20 protein-coding genes and 1 pseudogene are annotated in these 24,973 nt (G+C 56.9%); 20 read left to right on the forward strand and 1 reads right to left on the reverse strand.

The window, feature by feature from the left end; translation table 11 throughout:
- The first annotated feature begins 22 nt into the window (after window positions 1–22).
- The 19 genes and pseudogenes from tkt (at window position 23) to ABKW30_RS20595 (ending at window position 23,589) form a co-directional block, all read left to right on the forward strand.
- Entirely contained in the window at window positions 23–2,029 is a 2,007-nt protein-coding gene (tkt, locus tag ABKW30_RS20505; protein WP_348600766.1) for a transketolase, read from the forward strand.
- Window positions 2,030–2,472: 443 nt separating this feature from the next.
- A complete protein-coding gene (locus tag ABKW30_RS20510; RefSeq protein WP_348600767.1) occupies window positions 2,473–3,636 on the forward strand; it encodes a zinc-binding dehydrogenase in 1,164 nt (387 codons plus the stop codon).
- A gap of 163 nt (window positions 3,637–3,799) precedes the next feature.
- The gene (gene dctA, locus ABKW30_RS20515) at window positions 3,800–5,164 is read left to right on the forward strand and encodes a C4-dicarboxylate transporter DctA (RefSeq protein WP_348600768.1); all 1,365 of its coding nucleotides are present in this window, start codon (window positions 3,800–3,802) and stop codon (window positions 5,162–5,164) included.
- 154 nt (window positions 5,165–5,318) lie between these two features.
- On the forward strand, window positions 5,319–6,527 hold the full coding sequence (locus ABKW30_RS20520) for a Xaa-Pro peptidase family protein (protein ID WP_348600769.1): 1,209 nt from the start codon (window positions 5,319–5,321) through the stop codon (window positions 6,525–6,527).
- A gap of 62 nt (window positions 6,528–6,589) precedes the next feature.
- Window positions 6,590–7,402, forward strand: coding sequence for a TIM barrel protein (locus ABKW30_RS20525; protein ID WP_348600770.1), 813 nt, complete (start codon window positions 6,590–6,592; stop codon window positions 7,400–7,402).
- 10 nt (window positions 7,403–7,412) lie between these two features.
- Complete coding sequence (tal, locus tag ABKW30_RS20530) at window positions 7,413–8,378, forward strand: transaldolase (protein ID WP_348600771.1); 966 nt, start codon at window positions 7,413–7,415, stop codon at window positions 8,376–8,378.
- Entirely contained in the window at window positions 8,375–10,075 is a 1,701-nt protein-coding gene (gene pgi, locus ABKW30_RS20535; protein ID WP_348600772.1) for a glucose-6-phosphate isomerase, read from the forward strand. Before tal ends, pgi begins: the two co-directional genes overlap by 4 nt.
- A 680-nt stretch (window positions 10,076–10,755) precedes the next feature.
- A pseudogene (locus tag ABKW30_RS20540) lies at window positions 10,756–10,938 on the forward strand (ATP-binding protein); the annotation flags it as partial.
- Between the two features lie 442 nt (window positions 10,939–11,380).
- The gene (locus ABKW30_RS20545; RefSeq protein ID WP_348600773.1) at window positions 11,381–12,055 is read left to right on the forward strand and encodes an SDR family oxidoreductase; all 675 of its coding nucleotides are present in this window, start codon (window positions 11,381–11,383) and stop codon (window positions 12,053–12,055) included.
- Between the two features lie 20 nt (window positions 12,056–12,075).
- A complete protein-coding gene (locus ABKW30_RS20550) occupies window positions 12,076–12,951 on the forward strand; it encodes a transketolase (protein WP_348600774.1) in 876 nt (291 codons plus the stop codon).
- 4 nt (window positions 12,952–12,955) lie between these two features.
- A complete protein-coding gene (locus ABKW30_RS20555; RefSeq protein ID WP_348600775.1) occupies window positions 12,956–14,092 on the forward strand; it encodes a transketolase C-terminal domain-containing protein in 1,137 nt (378 codons plus the stop codon).
- 20 nt (window positions 14,093–14,112) lie between these two features.
- The gene (locus tag ABKW30_RS20560; protein ID WP_348600776.1) at window positions 14,113–15,159 is read left to right on the forward strand and encodes an alcohol dehydrogenase catalytic domain-containing protein; all 1,047 of its coding nucleotides are present in this window, start codon (window positions 14,113–14,115) and stop codon (window positions 15,157–15,159) included.
- Between the two features lie 39 nt (window positions 15,160–15,198).
- Entirely contained in the window at window positions 15,199–16,485 is a 1,287-nt protein-coding gene (locus tag ABKW30_RS20565; RefSeq protein WP_348600777.1) for an ABC transporter substrate-binding protein, read from the forward strand.
- Window positions 16,486–16,544: 59 nt separating this feature from the next.
- Window positions 16,545–17,417: a branched-chain amino acid ABC transporter permease gene (locus ABKW30_RS20570; RefSeq protein ID WP_348600779.1), complete on the forward strand. Its 873-nt coding sequence runs from the start codon at window positions 16,545–16,547 to the stop codon at window positions 17,415–17,417.
- Window positions 17,418–17,423: 6 nt separating this feature from the next.
- Window positions 17,424–19,190 carry a branched-chain amino acid ABC transporter ATP-binding protein/permease gene (locus ABKW30_RS20575; RefSeq protein ID WP_348600780.1) on the forward strand — a complete coding sequence of 589 codons (1,767 nt, stop codon included), beginning with the start codon at window positions 17,424–17,426 and terminating at the stop codon, window positions 19,188–19,190.
- Between the two features lie 10 nt (window positions 19,191–19,200).
- Window positions 19,201–19,938, forward strand: a complete 738-nt coding sequence (locus ABKW30_RS20580) for an ABC transporter ATP-binding protein (RefSeq protein WP_348600781.1) — start codon at window positions 19,201–19,203, stop codon at window positions 19,936–19,938.
- Between the two features lie 9 nt (window positions 19,939–19,947).
- Window positions 19,948–20,847, forward strand: coding sequence for an SMP-30/gluconolactonase/LRE family protein (locus ABKW30_RS20585; RefSeq protein ID WP_348600782.1), 900 nt, complete (start codon window positions 19,948–19,950; stop codon window positions 20,845–20,847).
- 28 nt (window positions 20,848–20,875) lie between these two features.
- Window positions 20,876–21,745, forward strand: coding sequence for a substrate-binding domain-containing protein (locus tag ABKW30_RS20590; RefSeq protein WP_348600783.1), 870 nt, complete (start codon window positions 20,876–20,878; stop codon window positions 21,743–21,745).
- A complete protein-coding gene (locus tag ABKW30_RS20595) occupies window positions 21,742–23,589 on the forward strand; it encodes a helix-turn-helix domain-containing protein (RefSeq protein WP_348600784.1) in 1,848 nt (615 codons plus the stop codon). The genes ABKW30_RS20590 and ABKW30_RS20595 overlap by 4 nt, the downstream gene beginning before the upstream one ends.
- Window positions 23,590–23,930: 341 nt before the next feature.
- Here ABKW30_RS20595 and ABKW30_RS20600 read toward each other — a convergent pair whose 3' ends face one another.
- Window positions 23,931–24,128, reverse strand: a complete 198-nt coding sequence (locus ABKW30_RS20600) for a hypothetical protein (protein ID WP_348600785.1) — start codon at window positions 24,126–24,128, stop codon at window positions 23,931–23,933.
- Window positions 24,129–24,546: 418 nt separating this feature from the next.
- Between ABKW30_RS20600 and ABKW30_RS20605 the strand changes: the two genes are divergently transcribed.
- Entirely contained in the window at window positions 24,547–24,948 is a 402-nt protein-coding gene (locus tag ABKW30_RS20605; protein WP_348600786.1) for a DUF5086 family protein, read from the forward strand.
- Window positions 24,949–24,973 lie beyond the last annotated feature (25 nt).

Below are 24,973 nucleotides of genomic sequence, written 5' to 3' on the forward strand. Positions count from 1 at the left end.
AACCCTTCAAGGCAACGAAATCATGTTGAAAACAGTCTCCAAGTCATATTCGGCAAGCAATGGGAAAGACATGGCGAACGCTTTGCGCTTTCTAGCGATTGACGCTGTGCAAAAAGCCCAATCCGGTCATCCGGGAATGCCAATGGGGATGGCTGATGTAGCGACCGTGCTTTTTCGGGATTTCCTCAATATCGATCCTTCCCAGTCGCACTGGCCTGACAGAGACCGTTTTGTTTTGTCGAACGGCCACGGATCCATGTTGTTATACGCTTTGCATTACCTAGTTGGATATGAGGATATGACGATCCAAGAGTTGCAATCTTTCCGGCAACTGGGATCGAAAACCGCTGGCCATCCAGAATACGGTCATGCCCTCGGCATTGAAACCACGACGGGCCCGTTGGGTCAAGGCATCGCCACTGCGGTCGGTATGGCGCTTGCCGAACGCATGCAAAACGCACGTTTCGGTGATGAACTGGTAAATCACTATACCTATGCCTTCTGTGGGGACGGGTGCCTTATGGAAGGAATAAGCCAAGAGGCAATTGATATTGCAGGGCATCTAAAACTCGCTAAGCTAATCCTTTTTTTCGATGATAATGGCATTTCAATCGATGGACCGACTAATCTTGCTACTTCCACGGATCAGCTAAAGCGCTTTGCGGCTTCGGGCTGGAATGTCGCTTCAGTGGATGGGCATGATCAGGACGCCATCCGTGAAGCTCTAAGCGTTGCCCATCGTTCGGACAAACCAACTTTGATCGCGTGCAAATCCATTATCGGCTTTGGATCGCCGAAGCTGGCCGGCTCGGAGAAGTCACACGGCGCTCCTCTAGGTGATGAGGAAATCGCAGCTACCCGCATCGCGCTCGGCTGGCAGTCTGGACCTTTCAGTGTGCCGGAAGATGTTCTCGAGGAATGGCGTAGCGTGGCGAAACGTGGTGAAGCTGCCCGAAAAAAATGGGATAAACGACATACGGTTTCCGCAAAACGGTTCGACTTCGATAATGCGATCAACGGAAAACTCCGCGACGATTTCGCTGAACGAATGACAGAATACCGAAGCCAGCTTCAGGCAGAAGCTCCCAAAATTGCGACGCGCAAATCGTCGGAGAACGTCCTTGGCGTCATCAATGAAATCACGGATTTAACGGTAGGTGGTTCTGCCGATCTCACGCATTCTGTATTCACGTTGACCAAAGGTATGAGTGACGTGCAGGCAGGGAGCTACGAGGGCCGATACATTCGCTATGGCATTCGCGAACATGCCATGGGAGCACTGATGAACGGACTCGCCCTTCACGGCGGCTTCATACCCTACGGTGGTACTTTCCTTGTCTTCTCAGACTATATGCGAGGGAGTATCCGCCTTTCCGCACTTATGGGACTGCGCGTAATTTATATACTGACGCATGATTCCATCGGTCTAGGAGAAGACGGCCCGACCCATCAGCCGATTGAACACCTTACAATGCTTAGAGCGACCCCGAACTTGCTTGTGTTTCGACCTGCAGACGCTATCGAGACGGCAGAAGCATGGGAAATTGCTCTTACCCAAGCCCGCCCCTCGGTGCTTTCGTTGTCACGCCAAAACCTGCCTTTGCTACGCACCGAGGTCGTGCAAGGCAATCTGAGTAAACAGGGTGGTTACGTCATTAGAGATGTGACCGGGAACCGTGACATCACTTTACTAGCAGCTGGTTCCGAAGTCGAAATAGCGGTTAACGCAGCCGAGGTATTGCTGAAGGACGGGATCAAGGCCGCAGTCGTTTCGATGCCGAGCCATGAACTCTTCCTTGAGCAGGACGAAGCCTATCGCCACCGCGTGCTTGGCAATACCCCACGTGTAGCGATCGAAGCAGCTTCAGGAATGGCGTGGGATAGATTTCTCGCTTTGACTGACGCGTTCATAGGAATGCAATCTTTTGGCGCGTCCGGTCCAGCGCCGGAACTATACCGACATTTCGGCATCACCGTTGAGAATGTCGTCTCCAGTGCGCAAAAACTGATCCAATTGTCCAAATCCTAGCTTTCGCACGTTTCCCTCGCAAAGATTTGCACACGACGCTTCAGATGGGTGACGACAGCTAATGCCGTCACCCAAAATGTTTTTAACGTTATGAAAAACGGACCGATCTCTATATTAGCGACAACTTTTGCTAAGAAAAAAAGACTACGAAATCCGAGAATGTATTAGTCCGGATGTATTTGCCCAAAGAAAAATGATCCGGTGTTAGCAGCATTTGATTTTCACATTAGGAAAGAGACCTCTGTTTCGTTGACCCCTAGAACCTTCAAGTAGATATTGCGCACAACGACAGGTCAAAAATATGATCTTGCTTCCAAAGGGAAATTAAATCCTTGAAGTATTAAGAATGCCCTGCGTGCCAAAGTATTAGCAAAAGTATAATCGCAGATGCGGTTGCATCGTGATGAAGAGATCAATTGTTCTTTCATGGAGGAGAGGCCAACATGCCGCAACCAGCCGACGTTAAAACGAGCCCCGACTACCTTATCCCGGATAAGATGAAAGCTTGGGTGCTTGGCGATCCTGGCCAACTATCGCTCATCGAGAAGCCAGTTCCGTCACCGAAAAAAGCTGAGGTGCTAGTGCGCATAGATGCTGTCGCCATTTGCGCAACAGATCTCGAGATTATCGCACACGGTCCGCCTGCTCAAATACAGGGCGGAGCGCCTTTCAACAAAAACTTTACACCAGGCCATGAATACATGGGGACGGTTGTTGCGCTTGGATTTGGCGTGGACGAGTTTAAGATTGGTGAACGCGTAACCGTTGAAATCCACGCAGGCTGCGGACAATGCAAGCGTTGCCGCCAAGGCATGTACACATCGTGCCACAACTACGGCAAAAATTATGGCGACGTCGACAAAGGCCACCGTGCGAACGGTTTCACCACTGACGGCGGTTTCTGTGAATATCAGGTGAACCACGTCAACACGCTTATTCATGTCGCGGACACCATGAGTGATGAAGAAGCGACTCTGGTCGTGACTGCGGGAACCTCGATGTACGGCCTTACCGAACTTGGAGGGTTGATCGCTGGTGATGCGGTTGTGGTCAGTGGTCCAGGCCCGATTGGCTTGCTCGGTGTTGCGGTCGCCAAGGCTCTCGGTGCTCAACCCGTTATTCTCACGGGGACACGAGACAACCGGCTCGAAATCGGCAAGCGCCTCGGTGCCGACCACGTGATTAACGTGCGCAAGGAAGATGCTGTAGAGACAGTGCGCCGGCTAACGGACGGCAAGGGCGTCGATTTCGTCGTCGAGTGTTCTGGAGCGCCCAACGCTGTCAACGAAGCGGCGCAGATGCTCAATCGCGGTGGGAAAATCTGCCTAGCAGCCTTTCCAAGCGAAGAGGTTCCTATCGATGTTGCCTATCTCGTTCGAAACAACATTTATCTCTACGGCATCCGCGGCGAAGGCAAGTCCGCAACACATCGCGCCGAAGCTTTCATGAGACAGAAGCGTTTCGATGCAACAATTATCCACACCCACACTTTTGATATGACGGATCTGCCTGAGGCGCTGCGTTATGCAAAAGAGCGTGTCGAGGATGCCATCAAGGTCGTGGTCAAAAACAAGTCCTCCGCCCAAATGGCCGAGGCGGCGGAGTAAGAAAAACGGCTGCCGTCGCAATCGCAACGGCAGCTGTTCTGCTTTGTTAGAGGGCATAGCTCTGCATCGGCGAAAATCAAAGATTATGCAGCCGACGGACTGAGGAGGTCGTCGAGCGGATAGTTCATTGAACTTGAAGATATTCGTTTACCGGGAGGAAAAAATGGCTCAAGCAGCTTTAGCACCAGACACACAAAAGAAGAACTTGATCACGACCTGGCTTGGCAAGCTTTATGTCCAAGTCATCATCGGCGTGATCATCGGCACATTAATTGGCCATTTTGAACCACAGCTCGCCGTCCATTTGAAGCCATTGGGCGACGTATTTATCCGTGCGATCAAGGCAGTGGTAATGCCAATCATATTCCTGACAATCGTCGTGGGAATTGCAACGATTGGAGACATGCGTAAGATCGCCAATATCGGCTTGAAATCCCTTATCTACTTCGAGGTTGCGTCGACAATTGCGTTGCTTATCGGGATGGCAGTGGGAAACCTTTGGCCTGTAGGACAGGGAATAAATGCCGATCCGGCCACACTCGATGCGGGTGCCGTCTCGACCTATGTGCAAAAAGCGCATGATATTACGATGGTCGAATTCCTCATCAACATAATACCGAATACCTTCGTAGCTCCCTTCGTCAGCGGTGAGATCCTTCCCGTCCTTTTTGTTGCGGTCTTGTTCGGTCTTGGCTTGTGCAAGCTAGGTGAGAGGGCAAGACCATTTATATCCATACTTGAAACCGCTTCTCATGCATTGTTTGGCATGGTGAATATTATCATGCGTGCGGCTCCTCTCGGTGCCGCTGGTGCAATGGCGTTCACAATCGGCAAATATGGTATTGGTACCCTTTGGAACTTGGGCGAACTCGTTCTGGCTGTCTACGTGGTCAGCATCCTTTTTGTCGTACTTGTTCTGGGAACTTTCCTGCGTATGGCTGGCTTTAGCTTGTTTAAGGTGCTGTCTTATTTCAAGGATGAGATTTTGATCGTTTTTGCGGCCACATCCGCTGAGACAATGATCCCGCGAAGCATGGCCAAGCTCGAACACCTTGGGGTGAAAAAAGAAGTCGTCGGCCTTGTTATGCCAACTGGTTTCTCATTCAATATGGATGGCACCGCTATCTACATGACCATGGCGGTTCTCTTCATAGCCCACGCGACGAACACGGATCTGACTCTCTGGCATCAGCTAACCATACTTGTGATTATGCTTTTGACCTCCAAGGGTGCAGCCGGCGTGACGGGTGGTGGTTTTATCGCCCTAGCGGCAACCATGCCCGCAATTGGTGTTCTTCCTGTAGCCGGTCTTGCCCTTCTGATTGGTGTGGATCGTTTTATGGCGGAGATCCGCGCAGCAACCAATCTAACCAGCAATATTATCGCAACGCTGGTAGTCGGCCGGTGGGTGGGTGCAATCGACAATGAGAGGGCTCAGGCCATACTCGACAGCGGTGAGATGCCGGACCAGGTTACACCCGGCATGGTCCCCGTTAGTGCCATGGAAGGCAGGGTCGTTAGCGGTTGACAATAAGGCTTGGCTAGTCCGTCGCTCGCGACGGGCTGGCCAAGGTTCAGCGATCCGCCAATGCCATTCACACGTCAATTCGAACATTTGAAAGACTTCCAAATTCGGTGGCTCGATAGAATGAGCAACCATGTCATAATGAAAGGATCCCACAATGAGCTTTGCGTATTCTGAAGGAAACCCAGTCGAGGACACTTCCAGACTGAACAAGCCGCCCTTCGACACAAACCGTCTCGACCGTCTGATGGAAGAGGCTGATCTTGATGCGTTGCTGGTTACATCAAAGCACAGCATTCAATATCTTCTTGGTGGATATCGCTTCTTTTTCTATGATTATATGGATGCACATGGTCTTAGCCGTTACTTGCCATTTTTCATTTATGTAAAGGGTCGGCCCTCAGATTCGGGATACGTCGGTGCACCGATGGAACGTTACGAAAAGCAGCTCGGGAGCTTCTGGGTTTCAAACCTCAACCTTAAGAATTATATCAGCCCAGGTTATGCAGCTGCAGCAGCAGATCTCCTAAAAAGCGTCAAAGGCGCAAGGGGCCGCGTTGGAATTGAGGCGGGTTTCATGCCGATCGATGCATACCGTGTGCTTGAAGAGCAGCTGCCGGAAGTAAAGCTGGTCGACGCGACCTATACTTTGGAGGTTCTGCGCTTGCTCAAAACCCCGGCTGAACTCAGGATTCTACGTGAGGCTTCCGAGAAGGTGGTAGACTCGATGCTCGCAGTCATCTCAAAGCATGGTCCTGGAGTAAGCAAGCTCACATTATTTGACGCATTGCGTCAGGAAGAAACGGCGAGGGGTTTGAAATTCGAATACGCTCTTACGAATGTCGGTACTGCATTCAACCGTGCTCCTTACGACAAAATTTGGGAAGATGGAGAGACGTTGGCGCTTGATTCCGGCGGCAACTATAAGGGTTACATCGGCGACGTATGCCGCATGGCTTACACGAAAGAGCCGGATCAGGAACTCGTCGATCTGCTTGGACAAGTTGAACTCGTTCAGCAGACCGCGCGCAGAAATCTTCGCCCGGGCACTCGCGCAGGTGATATTTTTGATAATGCGGGTGAGGCTCTTGCGAAGTGTTCGGCCAACAACAAAATGTTCTTCTCAGCTCATGGCATGGGCATCGTCAGCCACGAAGGACCGTGGCTCATGAATACCGCTGTCCCGAATTACCCTGCGCACCATCGCGAGCAGCCGTTGGAGGAGGGGATGGTAATATCCATTGAAACGGAACTCCATCACACTGAGCGAGGTTTCATCAAGCTTGAGGACACAGTTGCAATCACCGCAGATGGCTGTGAGGGATTTGGCGATCACGGCCGCGGCTGGAATATCGCCGGTCAATAATAATATTCGGCGTCGGGATATTGAGTTCTCGACGCCGCCCTTCAAGAGTTAGAGACCCCATAATGTCCAATTTTAAATACAGCGCTCACATTGGCTATCTCTTCAACGACAGACCTCTCAGCGAGCGGATTGCTGCAGCGGCCCGATGCGGCTTTTCGGCTGTCGAGCACCCTTCACCATACGAAGTGCCAGCGCAGGAAATGGCTGATTGGCTCAGCAGTGCAGGCGTTCCCTATACACAGTTTGGTCTCTACTCCGGCAACGCCAGACTTGGAGAGAAGGGACTAGCCATCTTCCCCGATCGGAGAGAAGAATTCCGTCGTAGTCTATCGGATGGACTGCACTACGCCGAGGCGATCGGCGTTAAAATGGTCCACGCCATGGCGGGTGTTTTACCCGTTGCCAGCCGTAATCGGCACCATTGGGATTGCTACATCGAGAATCTTTCCTATGCTGCGAAACAAGCAGAACGGCGGGGGATCACCATTGTCGTCGAAGCTATGAGTTCAGGCGCTGTACCCGACTATTTCATAGAGACTCCCGATCGCGGTGCTCAAGCTATTGCAGAAACCGGCCAGTCCAATATCGGTCTTCTGTTTGACGTTTTTCACACGGTAAATATGGGTTTGAATCTTGACGAGCAGATCAGAAAACACGCCGCGCTGATTTCCCATGTTCATATTGCGGATTTTCCCGGACGCCACGAGCCCGGGTCAGAGACGCTTGATTACAGCGCTATCGAGCGCTCCCTCGCCGAGATCGGTTATGAGGGTTGGCTCGGCTGCGAATATGTGCCGGCGGGTCGGACCGAAGATGGCCTCGGCTGGCTTAACGCAAAAATTGCTTCCAGAGCTTCAAAGCACGAACATGTTTGAGGTCAATCCAATGAAGTCGAAGCTTGCACAATTGAGGACCATGACAAAAGTGGTTGCCGATACAGGCGATCTTGAGGCCATCAGAGAACTAAAACCGTACGACTGCACCACCAACCCCTCTATTGTACTCAAGGCGGTTTCTGCACCATCTTCCCGGCCGATTTTCGATGAAGCCCTCTCCTGGGGAGCAAAGCAATCAGGTACTAAAGAGGCGATTAATAATGCTGTTGCCGACCGTCTTGCGGTATCGATCGGTGTCAGCCTTGCTGCTGAAGTACCTGGGAGGGTGTCTACTGAGGTAGACGCTGATTTGTCGTTCGACATCGAGCGGTCCCTTGAACGCGCACGACGGATCATTACTGACTATGAACACAGGGGCGTCGATCGTGGTCGTATTCTCATCAAGCTGGCAGCTACCTGGGAAGGTATCAAGGCGGCAGAGATACTCCAGAACGAAGGTACTGATTGCAATCTGACACTCGTATTTTCACTGGCACAAGCGATCGCCTGCGCCGATGCTAATGTATTCTTGATCTCACCCTTCGTCGGCCGGATCATGGATTGGCATGCAAAAGCCACAGGTAAAACCTATCTTCCTCAAGAGGACCCAGGTGTGCTCTCTGTCCGTTCAATCTATGACTATTACAAATCAAATGGCATCGATACTATCGTGATGGGTGCATCATTCCGCAACGTCGGAGAAATTGAAGCCCTTGCCGGGTGCGATAGATTGACGATCGCTCCCCCGCTACTGCAGGAACTCGAGGTGTCGCAAGGGCAACTCGAACGCCAGCTATCGCCGGAGTCCGTGCGGGCAGTCGCGCCAATATCTATGGATGAGGCACGGTTTCGCTGGGCGTTAAACGACGACGCAATGGCGACAGAAAAACTGGCGGATGGCATTCGTCTCTTCGCTAAAGATCTCACAGCGCTACGCTCGATGGTTGCAAGCAACCTGGCACTCGTCGAAGCATGAGGAAAAGAACGACAATGTATGACGACGAGTTAGGACCAACACCCACCATCGATCTTCTTCGCCAGCTCGGAACCAAGGCCGCGTCGGTCGGTATATGTAGCTTATTCGAAAAAGAGCCAGACCGTTTCGATGACTTTTCGGCGTCCTTAGACGATCTCACGCTCGACTACTCCAAAACGGCCCTTTCAAGAGAGGATCGGGAAAGCTTGTTTGCATTCGCACGCGCCAGTAAAATCGAGCAGCGACGAGACGAGATGTTCGCTGGGCAGCGCATCAATACCACCGAAGACAGGTCGGTCTTGCACGTTGCATTGCGCGGAGAAACCGCCGACTGCTATATGGCCGATGGCGTTAGGGTAAGCAACGACGTGGAAAACGTACTAGAAGCCCTTGGCGCGTTTGCAGATGGGGTTCGCAATGGTTCGATTTCATCAAGTAACCAGAAAAAATTCACTGATGTCGTTAACATAGGCATTGGAGGCTCCGACCTCGGTCCATGTATGTCTGTGCTAGCGCTTTCTCCGTATCATGACGGACCCCGAATGCACTTCGTATCCAACATTGACAGTTCCCACCTTACTGACGTGCTGCGAGGACTGGACCCCGCCTCTACACTGTTCATAGTGGCCTCAAAAACTTTCACAACCATCGAAACTATGACCAATGCTGCAACGGCACGTCTCTTTATAACAGGTGCACTGGGTGAGACAGCCGTCGCTCAACATTTCTGCGCAGTCTCCACTGCCTTAGATAAGGTGAAAAAGTTTGGGATTGATCCAACTCGCAGTTTTGGATTTTGGGATTGGGTGGGCGGCCGCTACTCCATCTGGTCGGCAATCGGCCTGCCCTTAATGCTCGCAATTGGTCCGGTAGCCTTCCGACAATTTCTGTCAGGTGCGCGTAGTATGGATCAACACTTCCGGCATGCGCCTATGGAAGGCAACTTGCCGATCTTGCTCGGTTTGGTCGGCTGGTGGCATCGTGTTGCTCAAGGTTACAGTTCCAGGGCGCTTATTCCCTATGATCAGCGCCTTGCAAGATTTCCAGCATATGTGCAGCAGCTCGACATGGAGTCCAATGGCAAGTCTATCGGACTGGACGGCCAGCCCGTACCGACGCCTACCGGCCCGGTCGTATGGGGTGAACCCGGAACGAACGGTCAGCATGCATTCTTTCAGCTTCTTCACCAAGGGACGGATACAATACCCGTAGAATTCCTCATCGCCGCACAATCACATGAACCCGACCTGCAGGAACACCAAGACCTTCTGATCGCGAACTGCATTGCCCAAAGTGAAGCCCTTGCGCGAGGCCGGACGTTGGAAGAGGCACGCGAACAACTGGCCAGTGCCGGGCGATCTGAAAGCCAACACGAAGTGGTGGCTAAACACCGTCAGTTTTCCGGCGAGCGCCCTTCGATTACTCTTTTTTACAAGAAGCTCGACCCATACGGATTGGGTCGTATCATCGCACTCTACGAGCACCGCGTGTTTGTTGAGGCGCAATTGTATGGGATAAATGCCTTCGATCAATGGGGCGTTGAACTTGGCAAGGAGTTGGCTATGAAACTCTTGCCGGTAGTACGAGGTGAAATTGCGGTTGCGGACTCAGGACGCTTAACGCAAGGTCTGGCAGAACAAATACTGTCGCTTCGAAAACGACCTGCTCCCAATAGCGATATCCCGACCTTGTTTTGAAGTCGGAGCGAATATATTAGAGCATTCCACGCCTTTCGCTCGGCATTCAGAGTGCACTATTTTCTCGATTATGGACCTCGTTTTTTCTGCAGCGGAAAGTTTGGCTGCGGAAGCGGTTCATTATAACGATCTTCCTGCGCCGTTGGCTTGCCGATACCGGTTCGTCGAGCCGCTTGAAGCACTATTCTGGGTGAATTCTAAATTCAGAAAAATACGTCTGTTTGTCGGAAACCCAGACCTCATATCGTGATGAAAACGGCGGCATTTAGCCGTTTGCAGTGCCCTGTCGCACGGATGAGCCTCTTGGCGAGATGAACTTTATCTACGGCACATTTCATGTGACGCGTTGGAACTGCGGACGACCGAGTTCAGTCATCCGGTTAAGAACATGACCGCCGATCCTGATTTCCGTTTTCTGATTGTCGAAATGCCTGGCTCTGAGCTTTGGTCCGATCGCGATATTCCATCGGGCCATCTGAGTTTCAATCCGACTGCGCTGATTGTAGCCGGTGGATTTCTGCCAGTCCAACCGGCCGCGGGTCTCTGTTTCGGCGATATGGCGGTCCCGGATCGATGGGGCCAGCGCCGCCTGGCCACTGACAACGGTATTTTTCGGAGGCGGGATGATAACCTGCAGAGCATTGCCAATGCGTGCTGCCAGAAGATCATGGGTTGGCAGCCGGATCGTCGATCATTTGACGCGGCTCGATTTTGTCGTTCTTGATCAATCGAGCTATCTGCCTTTAGCCCAGGCTGGCGGGCAACTACTCTTTTACGTGATCAGCCAGCTTTATGAGCGGACCTCCATCATCGTCACCACCAATCTGGCGTTCGGCGAATGGCCAACTGTCTTTGGCGATGCCACGGCTAACCGCAACGCCATAATCTGCGGCAACTTTGGTCATAGGCTTGGACCAAACCTGCTCGTAAAGATATTCGCGAGAAACCGTTTTCGTGCGGCCTGGCGAATCTAACGGGCGCTCTCGATCTCTGATATTTTCAACATCTCTCTTATATCCCTTCCAGATACTATTTTTGACGCTTTAGGACCAACTCGGCCTTTTCATCGGTGCGGTTGTTGACCCGCTGCGCTTGCAACGGGATATCTCGGACATGCACGCAGCTGCCTTTGGGAGGAGGTCATCTTGTCGCAAACCGATGAAAATGGACTAGTGATCGTTACCGGCGGTGCCTCCGGTATCGGCGCGAGCGTCTGCGAACTCCTGGCGGCGCGCGGCTATGCGGTGATCGTTGCGGACCGTGCGCTGGAAAAGGCGCATGAGCACGCTGAGATCTTGAAACGCCATGGCGCGAATGTCGAAGCCCGGGCGCTCGACGTCGCCGATCCGGCTGTTGTCACCAATCTCTTCCCTTGCCGCTTCCGCCCGTACCGCGACGGCGCTCGTGAACTGTGCGGGTATCAACGTCCGGGCGGCGGCAACCGATTTCCTCGTAGAAGACTGGGCCCGTATCCTCGATGTCAATCTCCGAGGCACAGTACTAGTCGCCCGCGAGTTTGCGCGCAGCCTCATTACAGCAGGCAAGGCGGGGGCGATCGTCAATGTCGCCTCGATGCTCGCCCACTATGGAACGCCGAACCTTGTCTCCTATTCTGCATCGAAGGGTGGCGTTGGCATGATCACGCGGTCCCTCGCCGTCGAATGGGCGCCACACGGCATTCGCGTCAATGCGGTCAGTCCCGGCTACATCGAGACCTCGCTGACGACACGCATCTTCGGCGTGCCGCGCTATCGCGAGACGCTTCTGCGTCGTACGCCGATGGGCCGCTTCGGCAAGCCTGAGGACTTGGCGCGCGTTGTCGCCTTTCTTCTGTCGGAGGATGCGCGCTTCGTCACCGGACAGATCATTCCCGTCGACGGCGGCATTACCGCCGGAGATCCCACGCTCGGCCCGCCCTCGGATGCGGAACTGGCGGAAAGCGACCTGGCCGGCAGCTGGCCGACCCCCGCAAACACTTAAAGCACAGGACATCAATCGACATGGTTCACTCTCAAAACAACCATGCTGGGATCGCCAATGATTTCAGCTTTCTGGCCGACAGGGCTGCCTGGGTGCGCCGCTGCGTCGTAGATCTGGCGGCGATTGCCGGCAGCGGTCATATCGGTCCGGCACTTTCCTGCAGCGACGTGCTTGTCAACCTCTACTACGGCTACATGAACATCGATCCCAAGGACCCGCAGAAGATCGACCGCGACCGGTTCATCCTCAGCAAGGGCCATGCCTGTTCGGCGCTGTACCCTATCCTCGCCGACCTCGGCTATTTTCCGATCGACGAGCTCAACGACTTCACGCAGCTTCATAGCATTCTCGGCGACCATCCCAACATGCTGAAGGTGCCGGGTATCGACTTCTCCTCCGGTTCGCTCGGCCATGGTCTTGCCGTCGGCATAGGCATGGCGGAGGCCGCCCGCTTCCGAAAGACCGGCGAGCGCGTAATCGTCATGCTCGGTGACGGGGAGCTCAACGAGGGACAGATATGGGAAGCTGCGGGTTATGCCTCCGCCCGCAATCTCGGCAGCCTCCTGGCGATCGTGGACAAGAACCAAGTCCAAGTCGACGGCAACACGGCCGACGTTCTCAACTTCGAGCCGCTCAACAAGAAGTTCGTCGCCTTCGGGTGGCATGTCGAGGAGGTGGACGGCCATGAGTTCGCTGAACTCCAGTCGGCGCTAGAGCGGTTCGACAGCCGTCGCGCGGCTGCCGATGCCGCTCCCACCGTCATCATCGCCGATACCGTCTCGGGCAAGGGCATTCCCTTCATCGAGGGCATGGCGGAGTGGCACATCGGCTATCTCGCAGGCACCGATTACGATCGGGCCATCGACGGCATCAACGCGGTACATGCAAAAGGCTGATGGAATGAGCACGATTCAAGCAAAGACCCTTCGCGATCTTCGTCCTCTCGCGGATCTCAAGGACGAGCGTTCCTTCGACATGGCAGGCCGTGACGGCGGCGAGACTGCTCTCGTTTCCGGCAGTGTCCTTGCCGATCTCGCCCGCACGGACGAGCGGATCGTACTTGGCACGGCCGACCTGCAGTTCGCCACACAGATGGTGCAGTTCCGCTACGAGTTTCCCGAGCGTCTTCTGCAATTCGGCATTTCCGAGCGTAACATGCTGGGCGCAGCTGCCGGCCTCGCGTCGGCGGGCTATATTCCCTATGTCTGCACCTTCGCCTGCTTTGCCGGGATAATGGGTTTCGAGAACATTAAGACCGACATGGCCTATCCGAAGATGCCCGTCCGCGTGCTGGCGACCCATGCCGGCATTTCCATGGGCTTCTTTGCCACCTCACATCATGCAACCGAGGATATCGGGGCGCTGCGCACCGTCGCCAATTTGATGATCCTGTCACCGTCTGATGGGCCGTCTTTCGAAGCCATGCTGCGTGCGACGGTCGATCATCCGGGCCCGATCTACTTCCGCCTCGGGCGTGGACGCGAGCCAAGAATCTACGGCAGCCACCAGGTCGCGCCGACACCCGGCGCCCCGACGTTGGTGCGCGATGCCGGCAACAAGGTGCTGATCGTTGCGACGGGTGCCATGGTGTATCCCGCAATCAGGGCGGCCGAAGCGCAGGGCGACGGCGTGTCAGTCTTCGATGCGCATACGCTGAAGCCGTTCGATCTCTCGACCATCATCGCCGCCATCCGTGAGGGCACGAAGATCCTCGTGGTCGAAGAGCACAATGTCGAAGGCGGGGTGGGCACCATCGTTCGCGAAGCTCTGTACGACAATGGGGTTCACGTCCCGGTCTACAAGCACGGGCTTCTGGATGAGTTCGCCATCGTCGGACCGCCTGCGCATCTCTACCAGTACTACGGTCTCGACGCCTCCGGCATCGCTACCATCGCAGAAAGGCTGGAAGCGGCTGCCGGATTGCCCAGGGCCGGTTCGCTCTGGACGGAGGACGACCGCACGGCCGTGTCGCGTGAAGTCGCCGCCAACCGGAAGGTGCGTGCTACCGTCAACTGGACCGGTCGCACTGGCGCATAGGTAACAGGATGGAGAAAACCATGCAGGCGCTTGTAACCACGGATGTCCGGACGATGGAGCTTCGGGACGTCGCCTTGCCGGGGGAGCCCGGCGAGGGACAGGTGTTGCTTGAGGTGGAAGCCGCCGGTATCTGCGGGTCCGACTACGGGCTGTACCTTGGCAAGCATCCGCTTAGCAATTTCCCGATGATCCAGGGCCATGAGTTCTGCGGAACGGTCAAGGCGCTGGGGCCGGGATCAAGTGGGCGGATTGCCGTCGGAGAGCGGGTGGCCGTCGAGCCGCTCCTGGGGTGCGGCAAGTGCCAGCCATGCCGGTTCGGCCGCTACAACTGCTGTGTCGAACTCAAACTCATCGGCGTTCATACACCCGGCGGCTTTCAGGAGGCCGTTCTTGTCGACGAGCGGCTGCTTCATCCCACGGGTGACCTGCCGGCGGACATTGCAGCCTTCGCCGAACCGATGACGATCGCACTCCAGGCGGTCAAGCGTGGCGGCGTCTCGAAGGGTGAGAAGATCTATGTGATCGGCGCCGGACCGATCGGACTTGCCATTCTCCTGGCGAGTCGATGGCTGGGGGCAGATGTCGCCATTTCCGATCTCGTCTCGCACCGGCTCGATAAGGCCCGGCGGATCGGTGCCACGCTTGCGCTCGACGCCAAGGGCGATGCTGCGGCTGCGCTATCGGAGTGGACGGACGGCGAGGGGCCGTCTGTTGTCATCGATGCCACCGGCGTTCCTTCGGTCATCCTTAGCGCTGTCGATATGGTGGCAGCAGGGGGGCGGATCGTCACGGTTGGGATTTCAACCGCCGACGTGCCGCTTCCGCTTGCAACCCTTATCCGTAAAGAACTGACGATCTACGCCTCGCGCAACAGCGTGCGCATGTTCGGCGAGGCGATCGAGGCGGTGCGCCGGTTCCGCGCCGAGGTTGCCGAAATCATCACCCATCGCATCCGGCTTTCTAACGTCCAACCGACCATAGAACTGGCGTTGGGGCGGCCCGACATCGTGGAAAAGGCCATTGTCATCTTCGATCGTGTGGAGGCACACCGTAGACGACGCAGGTAACAAAAATGAGAAACGCACTGTCACACTGGGAGGAAAAAAATGACACGTCGTACGATCGATATGCATCTGTCTCGCCGCACAATCCTGAAGGGTATGGGCGCGGTGGCGTCTACCGGCCTGTTCCCGTCGCTTGCCTTCGCGCAAGCCGGAAAGGGGCCGCTCTCCGCCTTCTTCGGCGCGGGCAATCTCGAAGCTGGCGCAGGCATCAAGTGGGCGCATGGCCTCAACCTTGCGCTGACGGGGACGGGCGCGGCCATCGGCCAGGCGATGACGCAGGGCGCACAGGTGGCGGCAGATCTGGCGCTGGCATCCGGAGGTCCGGAAATCACGCTCAAGCTCAACGACCATCAGGGCGGTCTCGTGCCGGCATCCGTGACCGGCGTGCGCCGGCTGATTTCGCAGGAAGGCATCAAGTCGCTCGGCACCTCCTATGGTCCGGCGTCCGAAGCGCTGTTCCCGCTCGTTGCCAATTCGAGCATCACTACCTTTTGGAGCGGCGGTGCCGGCCCGGGCGGTCTCAATAAGCAGAATGTCTGGGTGACGATGGCGCTCTTTGCCGTTGATCCGGCAACCGGCGGCCTTGCCTATCTCGCCAAGCGCTTCCCTGACGCCAAGAAGCTTGCGCTGGTCGGCCAGCAGGAAAACGGCATCGGCGCCGTCAAGGAGATTGCGCCGAAAATCTGGCCGCAGGTCTCGAGCGGCGGCGCGGTTCTTGACGCGGAATATGTCAATATCGGCACCACGGATTTCAGTGCACTTGTTGCGCGTCTAAAGAGCGCGAGAGCTGACGCCATCTTTACCACCATCTACGGCAACGACCAGGGCTACATGATCCGTCAGCTGCGTGAGGCGGGCGTGAGTATTCCAATCATGTCGATCGATCTGGCGACGCCGACGGTTCCCGACATTGCCGGCGATGCAGTAGCCGACAATTGCTTCCTCGCCGTCGACGGCTATCTGCCGGAAAGCGAAAACCCCTACAACAAGCTCTTCGTGGACACTTATTCGCAGAAATACGGCACCAAACCCGATTACTTCGCGGCTAATTTCTTCGAGGCGACGGCCATTCTTGCCGCGCTCGTCGCGCGCGCCAAGAAGGCCGGCAAGAACCCGGAGGATCCGAACGTGCTTAGCCAAGTACTGGCCGAGAACCCGACTTTCCCCTCGGTATATGGCGGATCAGCCTCCGAGCCGGGTCTCATGAAATTCAACCCGGACGACCACTCGGTGTCCAAGCCGATCGGCGTCTTCGAGATCGGCGCCAAGGGCGTCCTGAAGAAGGTGGCGACCATCACCAAGGATTCGACCGAGCTCGGTGATGCCTGATGTCTCCAGTGGCGGGGCAGAGTTCCCCGTCATCCTCTCCTTCATCTTACGGTAATGTTATGATGCAACTCTCCCAATTGATCGTGTTCGGTATCGTGCAGGGCCTGACCTATGCGCTGCTCGCCTCGAGCTTCTGGATCATCTATTCGACGACGCGGACCTTTCATCTTGCCCATTCTCTGACCTATGCGATCGCGGGCTATGCTGCCTATCTGACATCGGAGCAACTCGGGCTTTCGCTCTGGCTGGGGTTTGCGGCGTCCCTGATATGCGCAGCACTTTTTGGATGCGCGATCGAGGCGTTGCTGTATCGCCAGCTTCGGCGCCGATCATCGACGGTGCTGGGTATCTTTCTGTCCTCACTCGGCATAGCCGCGGCCGGAGCTGCGCTTTTGCAGATCATTTTCGGTCCCATGGTGAAGCGCGTGCCGGGATTTCCCAATGCGACGCTCTCTTACGGCGAAATCAGCGTGACCACGCTACAGCTCACCGGGGCCCTTGCGGCATTTGTTGCGATCGGTGCCGTCACCATACTCCTGACGCGCACGTCCGTCGGCAATGCCGTCACGGCGGTCAGGACCAATCCGAAACTTGCCATGGCGGTTGGTATCCGGGTGGAGCGCATTTCCCTTCTCGTCTTCGCGATCGGTAGCGCGATGGCGGGCCTTGCCGCCTATGTCGAAACCATCGCCTTCGTCGCCTATCCGACGATGGGCCTGCAACCCGTCATGTTCGGTGTCATCGGTGTCTTCCTCGGTGGCGCTGGGAGCATCAAGGGCGCGGCACTTGGCGGTTTCGTACTGGGTTTCCTTCTGGTCTTCAGCGGCCTTTTCCTGTCGCAGAACCTCGGCGTGATCCTCGTCTTCACCGTCCTTCTCATCATAATCGTATTTCGTCCAGAAGGGCTCATCCGCAGCCCCGTGGGAGAGTGAGGGATCATGGCTGGCTCCTATCTCGCTGACCTTGCAAGCCAGGTCACCTTTCTCATCGCGCTTACAGTATCGCTCAACCTTCTCCTCGGCTTTGCCGGGCAGATGTCGCTGGCGACGGCGGCCTTCTACGGGCTTGGCGCGTATACGTGCGCCGTGTTGACGGGGCAGGGCGCATCTCTGACGGGCCAGTCGCTTTTTGCACCGCAGCTTCCCTTCGTCGGCGGCCTTGTCGGTGCCGTGCTGGTGACCTTCGCAGCCGGACTGATCGTTGCAGCGCCTGCCGCGCGGCGCGTGCGGGGTGATTATCTCATCTTGTTGACGCTTGCCTTCCATTTCCTCTTCGTCACCGTCACATCGACATGGGTGGATCTGACAGGCGGTCCGAACGGCATGATGCTGCCGCCGCTCTCCCTCTTTGGCTTCGAGATCACGACGACGGACCAGGCGTTCTGGATGGTGCTTGCCTGGGCGATCGCCGTTTCACTCATCTGCTGGCGCATTGGCGCGTCGCCGTTCGGGCGCATTCTGCGAGGCGTTCGTGAGGACGAGGTCGCGCTCCAGGCGCTCGGCAAGCCGACGGTCTGGCCGAAGTCGCTGACATTTGGATTCACTGCGGCGATTGCTGGCGCGACCGGGGCCGTTTCGGCGGCTTACATGCAGTTCGTCGCGCCCACCACCTACAGTCTCGACCTTGCGATCCTCGTTGCGGCCTGTGTTGCGCTCGGCGGCGCCGGGAATATTGTCGGCAGCGTCATCGCAGCGGTAATGATTGGCTCGCTTCGACCGCTCTTGGAAAATACCGGCCTGTTTTCCAGCGATACGGCCGTGCCGTGGCAGACCGTGATCTACGGGGTCATTCTCGTCCTGTGCATGGTGTTCCGGCCCGCCGGCCTTCTGCCGGAAGGCATCGGTTTTGCCTCAGGCCGGTCGCGCAAGACCCTGCCCGGCGAGCCGCGCAACGTCGTCGATTTGAAACGCACGGAGAAGGCGGCGCCAGGATCAAAGCGCGGCGATGCGGAGATTGTCGTGGAGGTTAGGGGCCTTTCGAAAACCTTTGGCGGACTAAAGGCGGCGCAGAATGTCAGCTTCAACCTGCGCAAGGGGGAGATCGTCGCGCTCATCGGCCCGAACGGTGCCGGCAAGAGCACGATCTTCAATCTGATGACGGGCGCGATTTGCCCGGATGAAGGAGACGTCGTCCTGCGCGGCCGGTCGATCCTCGGCGAAGACCCGTGCCGCGTGGCAAATCTCGGTATGGCCCGCTATTTCCAGCATGTGCGGATCCTGGAAGGGCTGACGGCGATCGACAATGTCGCGCTCGGTGTTCCCGATCAGGCCGGCGAGAAATTGAGCCGCGTGTTCCTTTCGCCCGTTGCGGTGGCGCGGCGCGAACGGGAGGTTCAGGTTGAGGCCATGCATCAGCTCCACAATGTCGGGGCGGCGGGTTATGCCGGCGAGACTGCCCGCGACCTCGCCTTCGGCCAGCAGAAGCTCATCGCCTTTGCCCGGCTTCTGGCGACCGGCGCAGACGTATTGCTTCTCGACGAGCCGACCTCCGGCGTGGATCCGCGCTCGGCCGAACAGATCATCGAACTGGTGCGCGCGCTTGCGCAAGCCGGCAAGACGATCTGCATCGTCGAGCACAGCCTGCATGTCGTCTCCGAACTTGCCGACCGCATTGTCTTCATGGATGCGGGCGCGGTTGTTGGAGAGGGTACGGTCGCCGAGATCACCGGTCGGCAGGACCTCGTCGAACTCTATTTCGGTACGTGAGGCAAGGGACATGAAGAACGAGATCCACAACGACACGGCCACGAGCGGCACATCCCTGAAAATCGATGGCCTTTCCGCGCGATACGACAAACGCGCGGTCCTGACCGATATCGACCTTTCGGTGGGCGCGGGTGAGATCATCGCGGTGCTCGGCCATAATGGTGCGGGCAAGACAACGCTGCTGCAATCGATCATGGGGATTCATGTGGAGCGCAGCGGGCGGATCGAATGCTTCGGGGCGGATATCTCGCGGCAGCCCTATTATCGCAATGCCGCGAGCGGTATTTCGTTCACGCCGGCCGATGCGCCGGTGTTCCGCCCGCTCAGCGTTGAGGCCAATCTGCGGCTTGGCACTTACGCCACGGCTCCGGCAGACATCGACGAGCGGCTGGAAGGCGTCTATGCGACCTTTCCGAAGTTAAAAGAACGCAGGCTTCAGGCGGCTGGCACACTGAGCGGCGGCGAACAACGCATGCTGGCCGTCAGCATGGCCGTCATGAACAAGCCCCGCCTGATGCTGCTCGATGAACCGTCGATTGGCCTTGCGCCGGCAACTGCCGACCGCATCATGAACGAGATTGCAGCGATGAGCAAAGTGTTCGGCACGTCGGTCTTGATCGTAGATCAGAACGTGCGCAGCGCGCTACGCATCAGTTCCCGCGTCTATTTCCTCAGAATGGGGCGGATCATTCTTGAGGAGCCGGCAGTCGTATCTGCCAAACGCGAACATTACTGGGACCTTTTCTAGGAGGAGCACATGGTCAATTCCATTCTGGGCAGCGGCGTCGTCGAGGGCGAGGGACCGGTCGTGCTTTCGGACGGCAGCCTCATGGTCGTCGAGATGGCCGGTTCACGCGCCTGCGTGACGCGGGTGGAAGCGGACGGCACGGTCAAGACGGCGATCAAGGTCGGCGGGCGCCCGAACGGCATGACGATCGACGGAAGCAGCCGCCTCTGGGTGGCCGAGGCGCGCGAGGGCGAGGTTCATTGCTATGAGCCGGACGGAATGTTGCGCGCGGTCGTGCGCCCTCCGCAAAGCCGGTTCCTATGGCCCAACGACCTGCGTTTTGGCCCTGATGGCCTGCTGTATCTGACGGATTCCGGCATTCTCGACACTGTGTTCATCACCGGCATCGCGATCAATCCGAAATGGGCAGAGCTCGATTATCGCGGCTGCGTCTACGTCATCGATCCGGTAGCGGCCCGCGTCGTTCGACGGTTCGACGACGATATCCAGTTCACGAACGGGCTCGCTTTTGGTCCGGACAATCGCTTGTACGTCAACGAGACGATCGGCGGGAACGTCTACCGCTACGATGTCTTCGCCGGTGGCGAGCCGGAGCGCGAACTGTTCGGCAACGTCAATACGCCGGATGGACCGGGCGGCTGGCGTGGGCCAGACGGCATGGCCTTCGGCAGGGACGGACGGCTCTATTGCACGGTTTATGGACAGGGCGACGTGACGGTGCTCGATGCCGAGGGGTACGTCGCCGAGCGGATGCCGACGAATGGGCTGAGGCCGACGAACATCGCCTTTGCCGACGGCAAGCCACTGGCCTATGTGACGGAAGTTCTCAATTCCTGCGTCGAGGCGCTGGACATGCCCTGCGAGGGCCTGCCGCTCCACCGCCCCGTTTTCGACATCCAAGCACAGTAGGACGATAACGGTTGGAGAGGTGCATACCATGGCGGATACGGGGGTGGAGGAGAAGCAAGCGACCGCGGCGGGTGGTCGGGATCCGTACACCATCGCGATCCTTGCGGATGTCAAGACAGGCGACTTCGAAAACCGCGTCATGCCGCTTATGCGTGAAGTTCTGTCTCGGCAATTGCGGCCTGTCCTCGTTCCTGCAACGGACACGAGCCTTGCGGACATTGCCGCGCTTGTGCCTGAACTGGCCGGAGCGATCGTGCTGTCGGACGGCCCCGCCCTTGATGTTCTCTCGAGCACCCTTGCCGTAGTCAGCGTTCGCGAGCGCTTAGTACCGGATGCGGCATTCGATCAGTTGATTCTCGATACCGAGGCCGTCGGCTTCCGCGTGGCGGAATATATCGCGTCCGCCGGCCGCACGTCGGTCGCACTTGTCGGGCCTCAAGGGCCGGAAACGCCGCTGGCACAGGGATTCGCCAAGGGTGTCGATACCTATGACCTGATGCTGCCGCGGGATTTCGTCATTTCCTGCCCACCGGTCAGCGAAGCGGCTGTAGCGACATTCAGGGCGTTCCTGCGGGCGGCCAGCGCGTTCCCGCAGGTGATCTATTGCACCGACCCGGCCGTTGCCTGTGGTGTCTACGAGGCTTTGTCAACGGAAGGTTTCGAGATTCCGAACGATCTTTGGGTGCTCTCGCACGGCGAAACGGTGATGACTCTTTCGCCGTTCTATGACGTGACTAGTGTCGCCGCAGCGCCAGGTGCCATTTGCACGGCAGCCCTCGATCTTCTCTGTCTGAGACTGAAAGATATGGACGGTGAGCGTATCATCCGGCACATTGGCCTCAACATTGTGGCACGATCCACCACGGAACATTTTTACATGACGAAAGCGGTGCCATGAACAAGTCCGTCTCTGTGCCGTTGGCGCAGACCGAGATGAAGCTTGCCGAAAGGCTGGACAGGCTGGTGAACAACGCCAATCTGGGCGTCGAAGATGCGCGCGCAGCCCTTCTAGACGCCAAGGCTGCCTTGCGTGCGCAGGACGGGCGGCAGAGCGTGCTCGCCGCGCTTTACCAGACAGCGACGGAAATCATCGACGTGCATGTGGTCGGGCAGGTTCTGGAAGCGGCGGTCAGCCGCGCCAAGGCGCTGCTCAAGGCAGATCTCGGCTATTTGGCGCTTTACGACGCCGAATCGCGTGGGACGCGGGTGACGGCGACGGTCGGCTCGATCTCGCCGGACTTCGGCTCGCTGCATGTACCGCTCGGCATCGGCATGGGCGGTCGGGTCTCGCAGATGCGTGAGCCATTCGTAACGACGGATTATCTCGCTGACGAACGACTCGTGCACCTGCCCCGCGTCGACGAAGGCATACGGTCTGAAGGCATACGCGGGATGGTCGGCGTGCCGCTGATTGCCCGGCACCAGTTCCTCGGCGCGCTCTTCGTCGCAGACCGCACAGTGCGCCGCTATACCGATGAAGATGTGAGCTGCCTGCAGGGACTTGCCGCGCTGATCGCGGTGGCGCTGGAGAATGCGCGCCTGTTTGAACGCGAGGATGCCGCGCTGAAGCGCACGCAAGTTGCCTACCGGTCGCTGAACGCCCGTCTTGTCGCTTCCGAGCGGGAGGCTTCGCTTCACCGCCGGCTGGTGGCCGTCGTCGGACGCAATGGTTCGCTGGAGGAACTGGCCGGGATTGTCGAGAAGGAACTGGGTGCGACGGCGCATTTTGTGCCGACCGCCGATGCACCGCCTATCGAGTATACGGATGATGGCGCGCGCTACAGCGCGCGCGTCGGCGTCGAGGCGGTGTGGACGCTGCGCGTGGATGCGTCTGCGCCGCTGACAGGCACCGACCGCCGGTTGCTGGAGCGTATTGTCCAGTCGGCGGAAACGCTGCTTTTGCGCAAGGACCTCAATGAAATCGAGCGAGTCTGGCGGGGCACCATCGCACTGCAAAACCTGCTGACGGACGGTTTGACGTCCGCCCAAGTCGAAGCGCTGAAAGCCGAAACGGGCGTCGACCTGCTGCGCCCCTTCAGGGTCGTCGCGTTCAAGGCTGCTGGTGTCCTGCCGGAAAAGATCGTTTCGCTACTGCGCAGCGTTTTCGGCACCCAAGCCTGCCTGATCGGACAATACAGTAAGACCGCGCTGACTCTTGTGGCAGAGGGGCAGGGCGTCGATCTGGCCCATTTGCAGGAAAGCCTCAACACGCTCGCCGGCGAGCCGGTGGCGATCGGCACGGCACTGTGCCGCGAACCGCTGTCGCGATCGCGCCAATCGGCGCTCAACGCCGTGCATTCCGCGGAGATGATCATGGCGCTCGGCCAGGCAGGCGCGTTCTCAGACATCAGCATTCCACCGGAAATGCTCCTTCTGAGAAATGCCGAGCCGGAAGACATCGAGGCCTATATTGGTGCGGCGCTGGGGCCGTTGATCGATCCGCGAAACCGAAGCGCGGGCGATCTGATTGCCACGCTGCGCGCCTACTTCGACACTGGGTTGAACGCCATGAAGGCGTCGGCGGAACTCGGCATCCACTACAAGACGATGGCGCAACGGCTCGAGCGGATATCGAAGCTCATAGGCCTGGATTTCAGGGAATCTCGACAGGTGCTACACGTACAGATCGCTATTTTACTGCTAGGTTTCCGGAAGCGATCACAGCATGTGAGCGGACCATTTGGCCTCAACCATGATCCAGTTGATGGCGAGACCAGTACGAGGGTGTTTGAAGATGACTAGTCTGGAAGCGACTTGGAAATAGCTGAGGACTTCGGTGCCCGTTCTCTCAAGTTGGCGAGCGCCGCCGCCTGGGTTATGGAAGGTCCCTTTACCCTGCGGATCTCCAATTGCATTCCCGGCAACCGGACCGTCGCATAACCTAGGCGACCTGTTCGAATCGGGTTAATCGATCATCTCCAGCGATCGCTCTAATATAGGCACTGAGCTGACGACAGATCGATACTGCACAGAGATAAGACCTCTGTCGTGAACGTTACGAACATCATACACTGCAAATGTGGCTGCGAGCAGTGATAAGCCTCTTGACCCGGAAGTGGTAATCCGCACCTAGCACCACACAGTTACGGCGAAGTCTTCCCGACGCTGATATCCCGGTTGCTTTGATGTCGCTCGGCCACAGGCGGCAGTGGTTGTTTTTGGACCGGTTTGCCCTGTTCGAGTTTGGCCCAGTACCCGCGTTCCAGTGTGGGAATGCGGCGATCGCAGGTCTTCTTCAATGCCGTATCTGTGACGCTATAATCTGCGGCAACTTTGGTCATGGGCTTGCACCAGACCTGCTCCTAAAGCTCCTCGCGAGAAACCATATTCACCGTCTCAGCCTCTCTCTTCTGCGTACAATGCACGCAACCCCGTACCAACGATCCATTGAAGCGATGATCAGGATGTTCTACCGATTCAACGGTTTTGACGGTACTTTATTGGGCGCTAGATTTAATCTTCGCCGCCTATGGCACCCCGCAAAATGGCCTATAGATATCGATAGTCCACAGAATTTTTACATTTGTAGCTGCGCCGAAAAACCCTCTAAAAACAACAGGCTAACTTTTTAACGGTTCCGTTAGCGGCATAGGAAGAGAAAAATAAACTTTCGAGAGTAAAAACAAATGCTTAGGGCAGAAAGAATAATAGAGCGGGAGTAATATCCCACTACGCCTGACCGCATGCTGGATGAGTATCATGACGATTTGTTTGAGGACTTTTGTCGGTGCGCTGCTTCTCTGGATGGGAAGTGCATCGTTTGCGGCTGGGCAGGATACAAACCTTGTCTTGTCAGTGACGCCGCACAAGGTGCGTTGGGCCGCCGTTTACAACAGCCCGCAGAATAACGATCCATTCTATCATGTTCAGGTCTTCGAAAAAGATCGGGGCAGCAAGCCATGGGTGTACAAATTGTTGGCCTTACACCTTGTGGTGACCCCTGAAGCTTTGGCTGCAAGTAAACAAGGCAAACAGGCAAAGGTCTATCAATATAAAGATGTGGAGTTTCGTTATGCCTACCGTGCTTGGCTAAACGATCCAGTCGAGCGTCGTAAAACTCCTGTTTGCCGGACCAGCATTCTCGATTGCCTAGAACGGTAATGAAGGAATCCCGCTGACCCTCGCA

It is taken from the genome of Phyllobacterium sp. SB3 (assembly GCF_040009165.1).
Classification (GTDB): Bacteria; Pseudomonadota; Alphaproteobacteria; order Rhizobiales; family Rhizobiaceae; genus Phyllobacterium.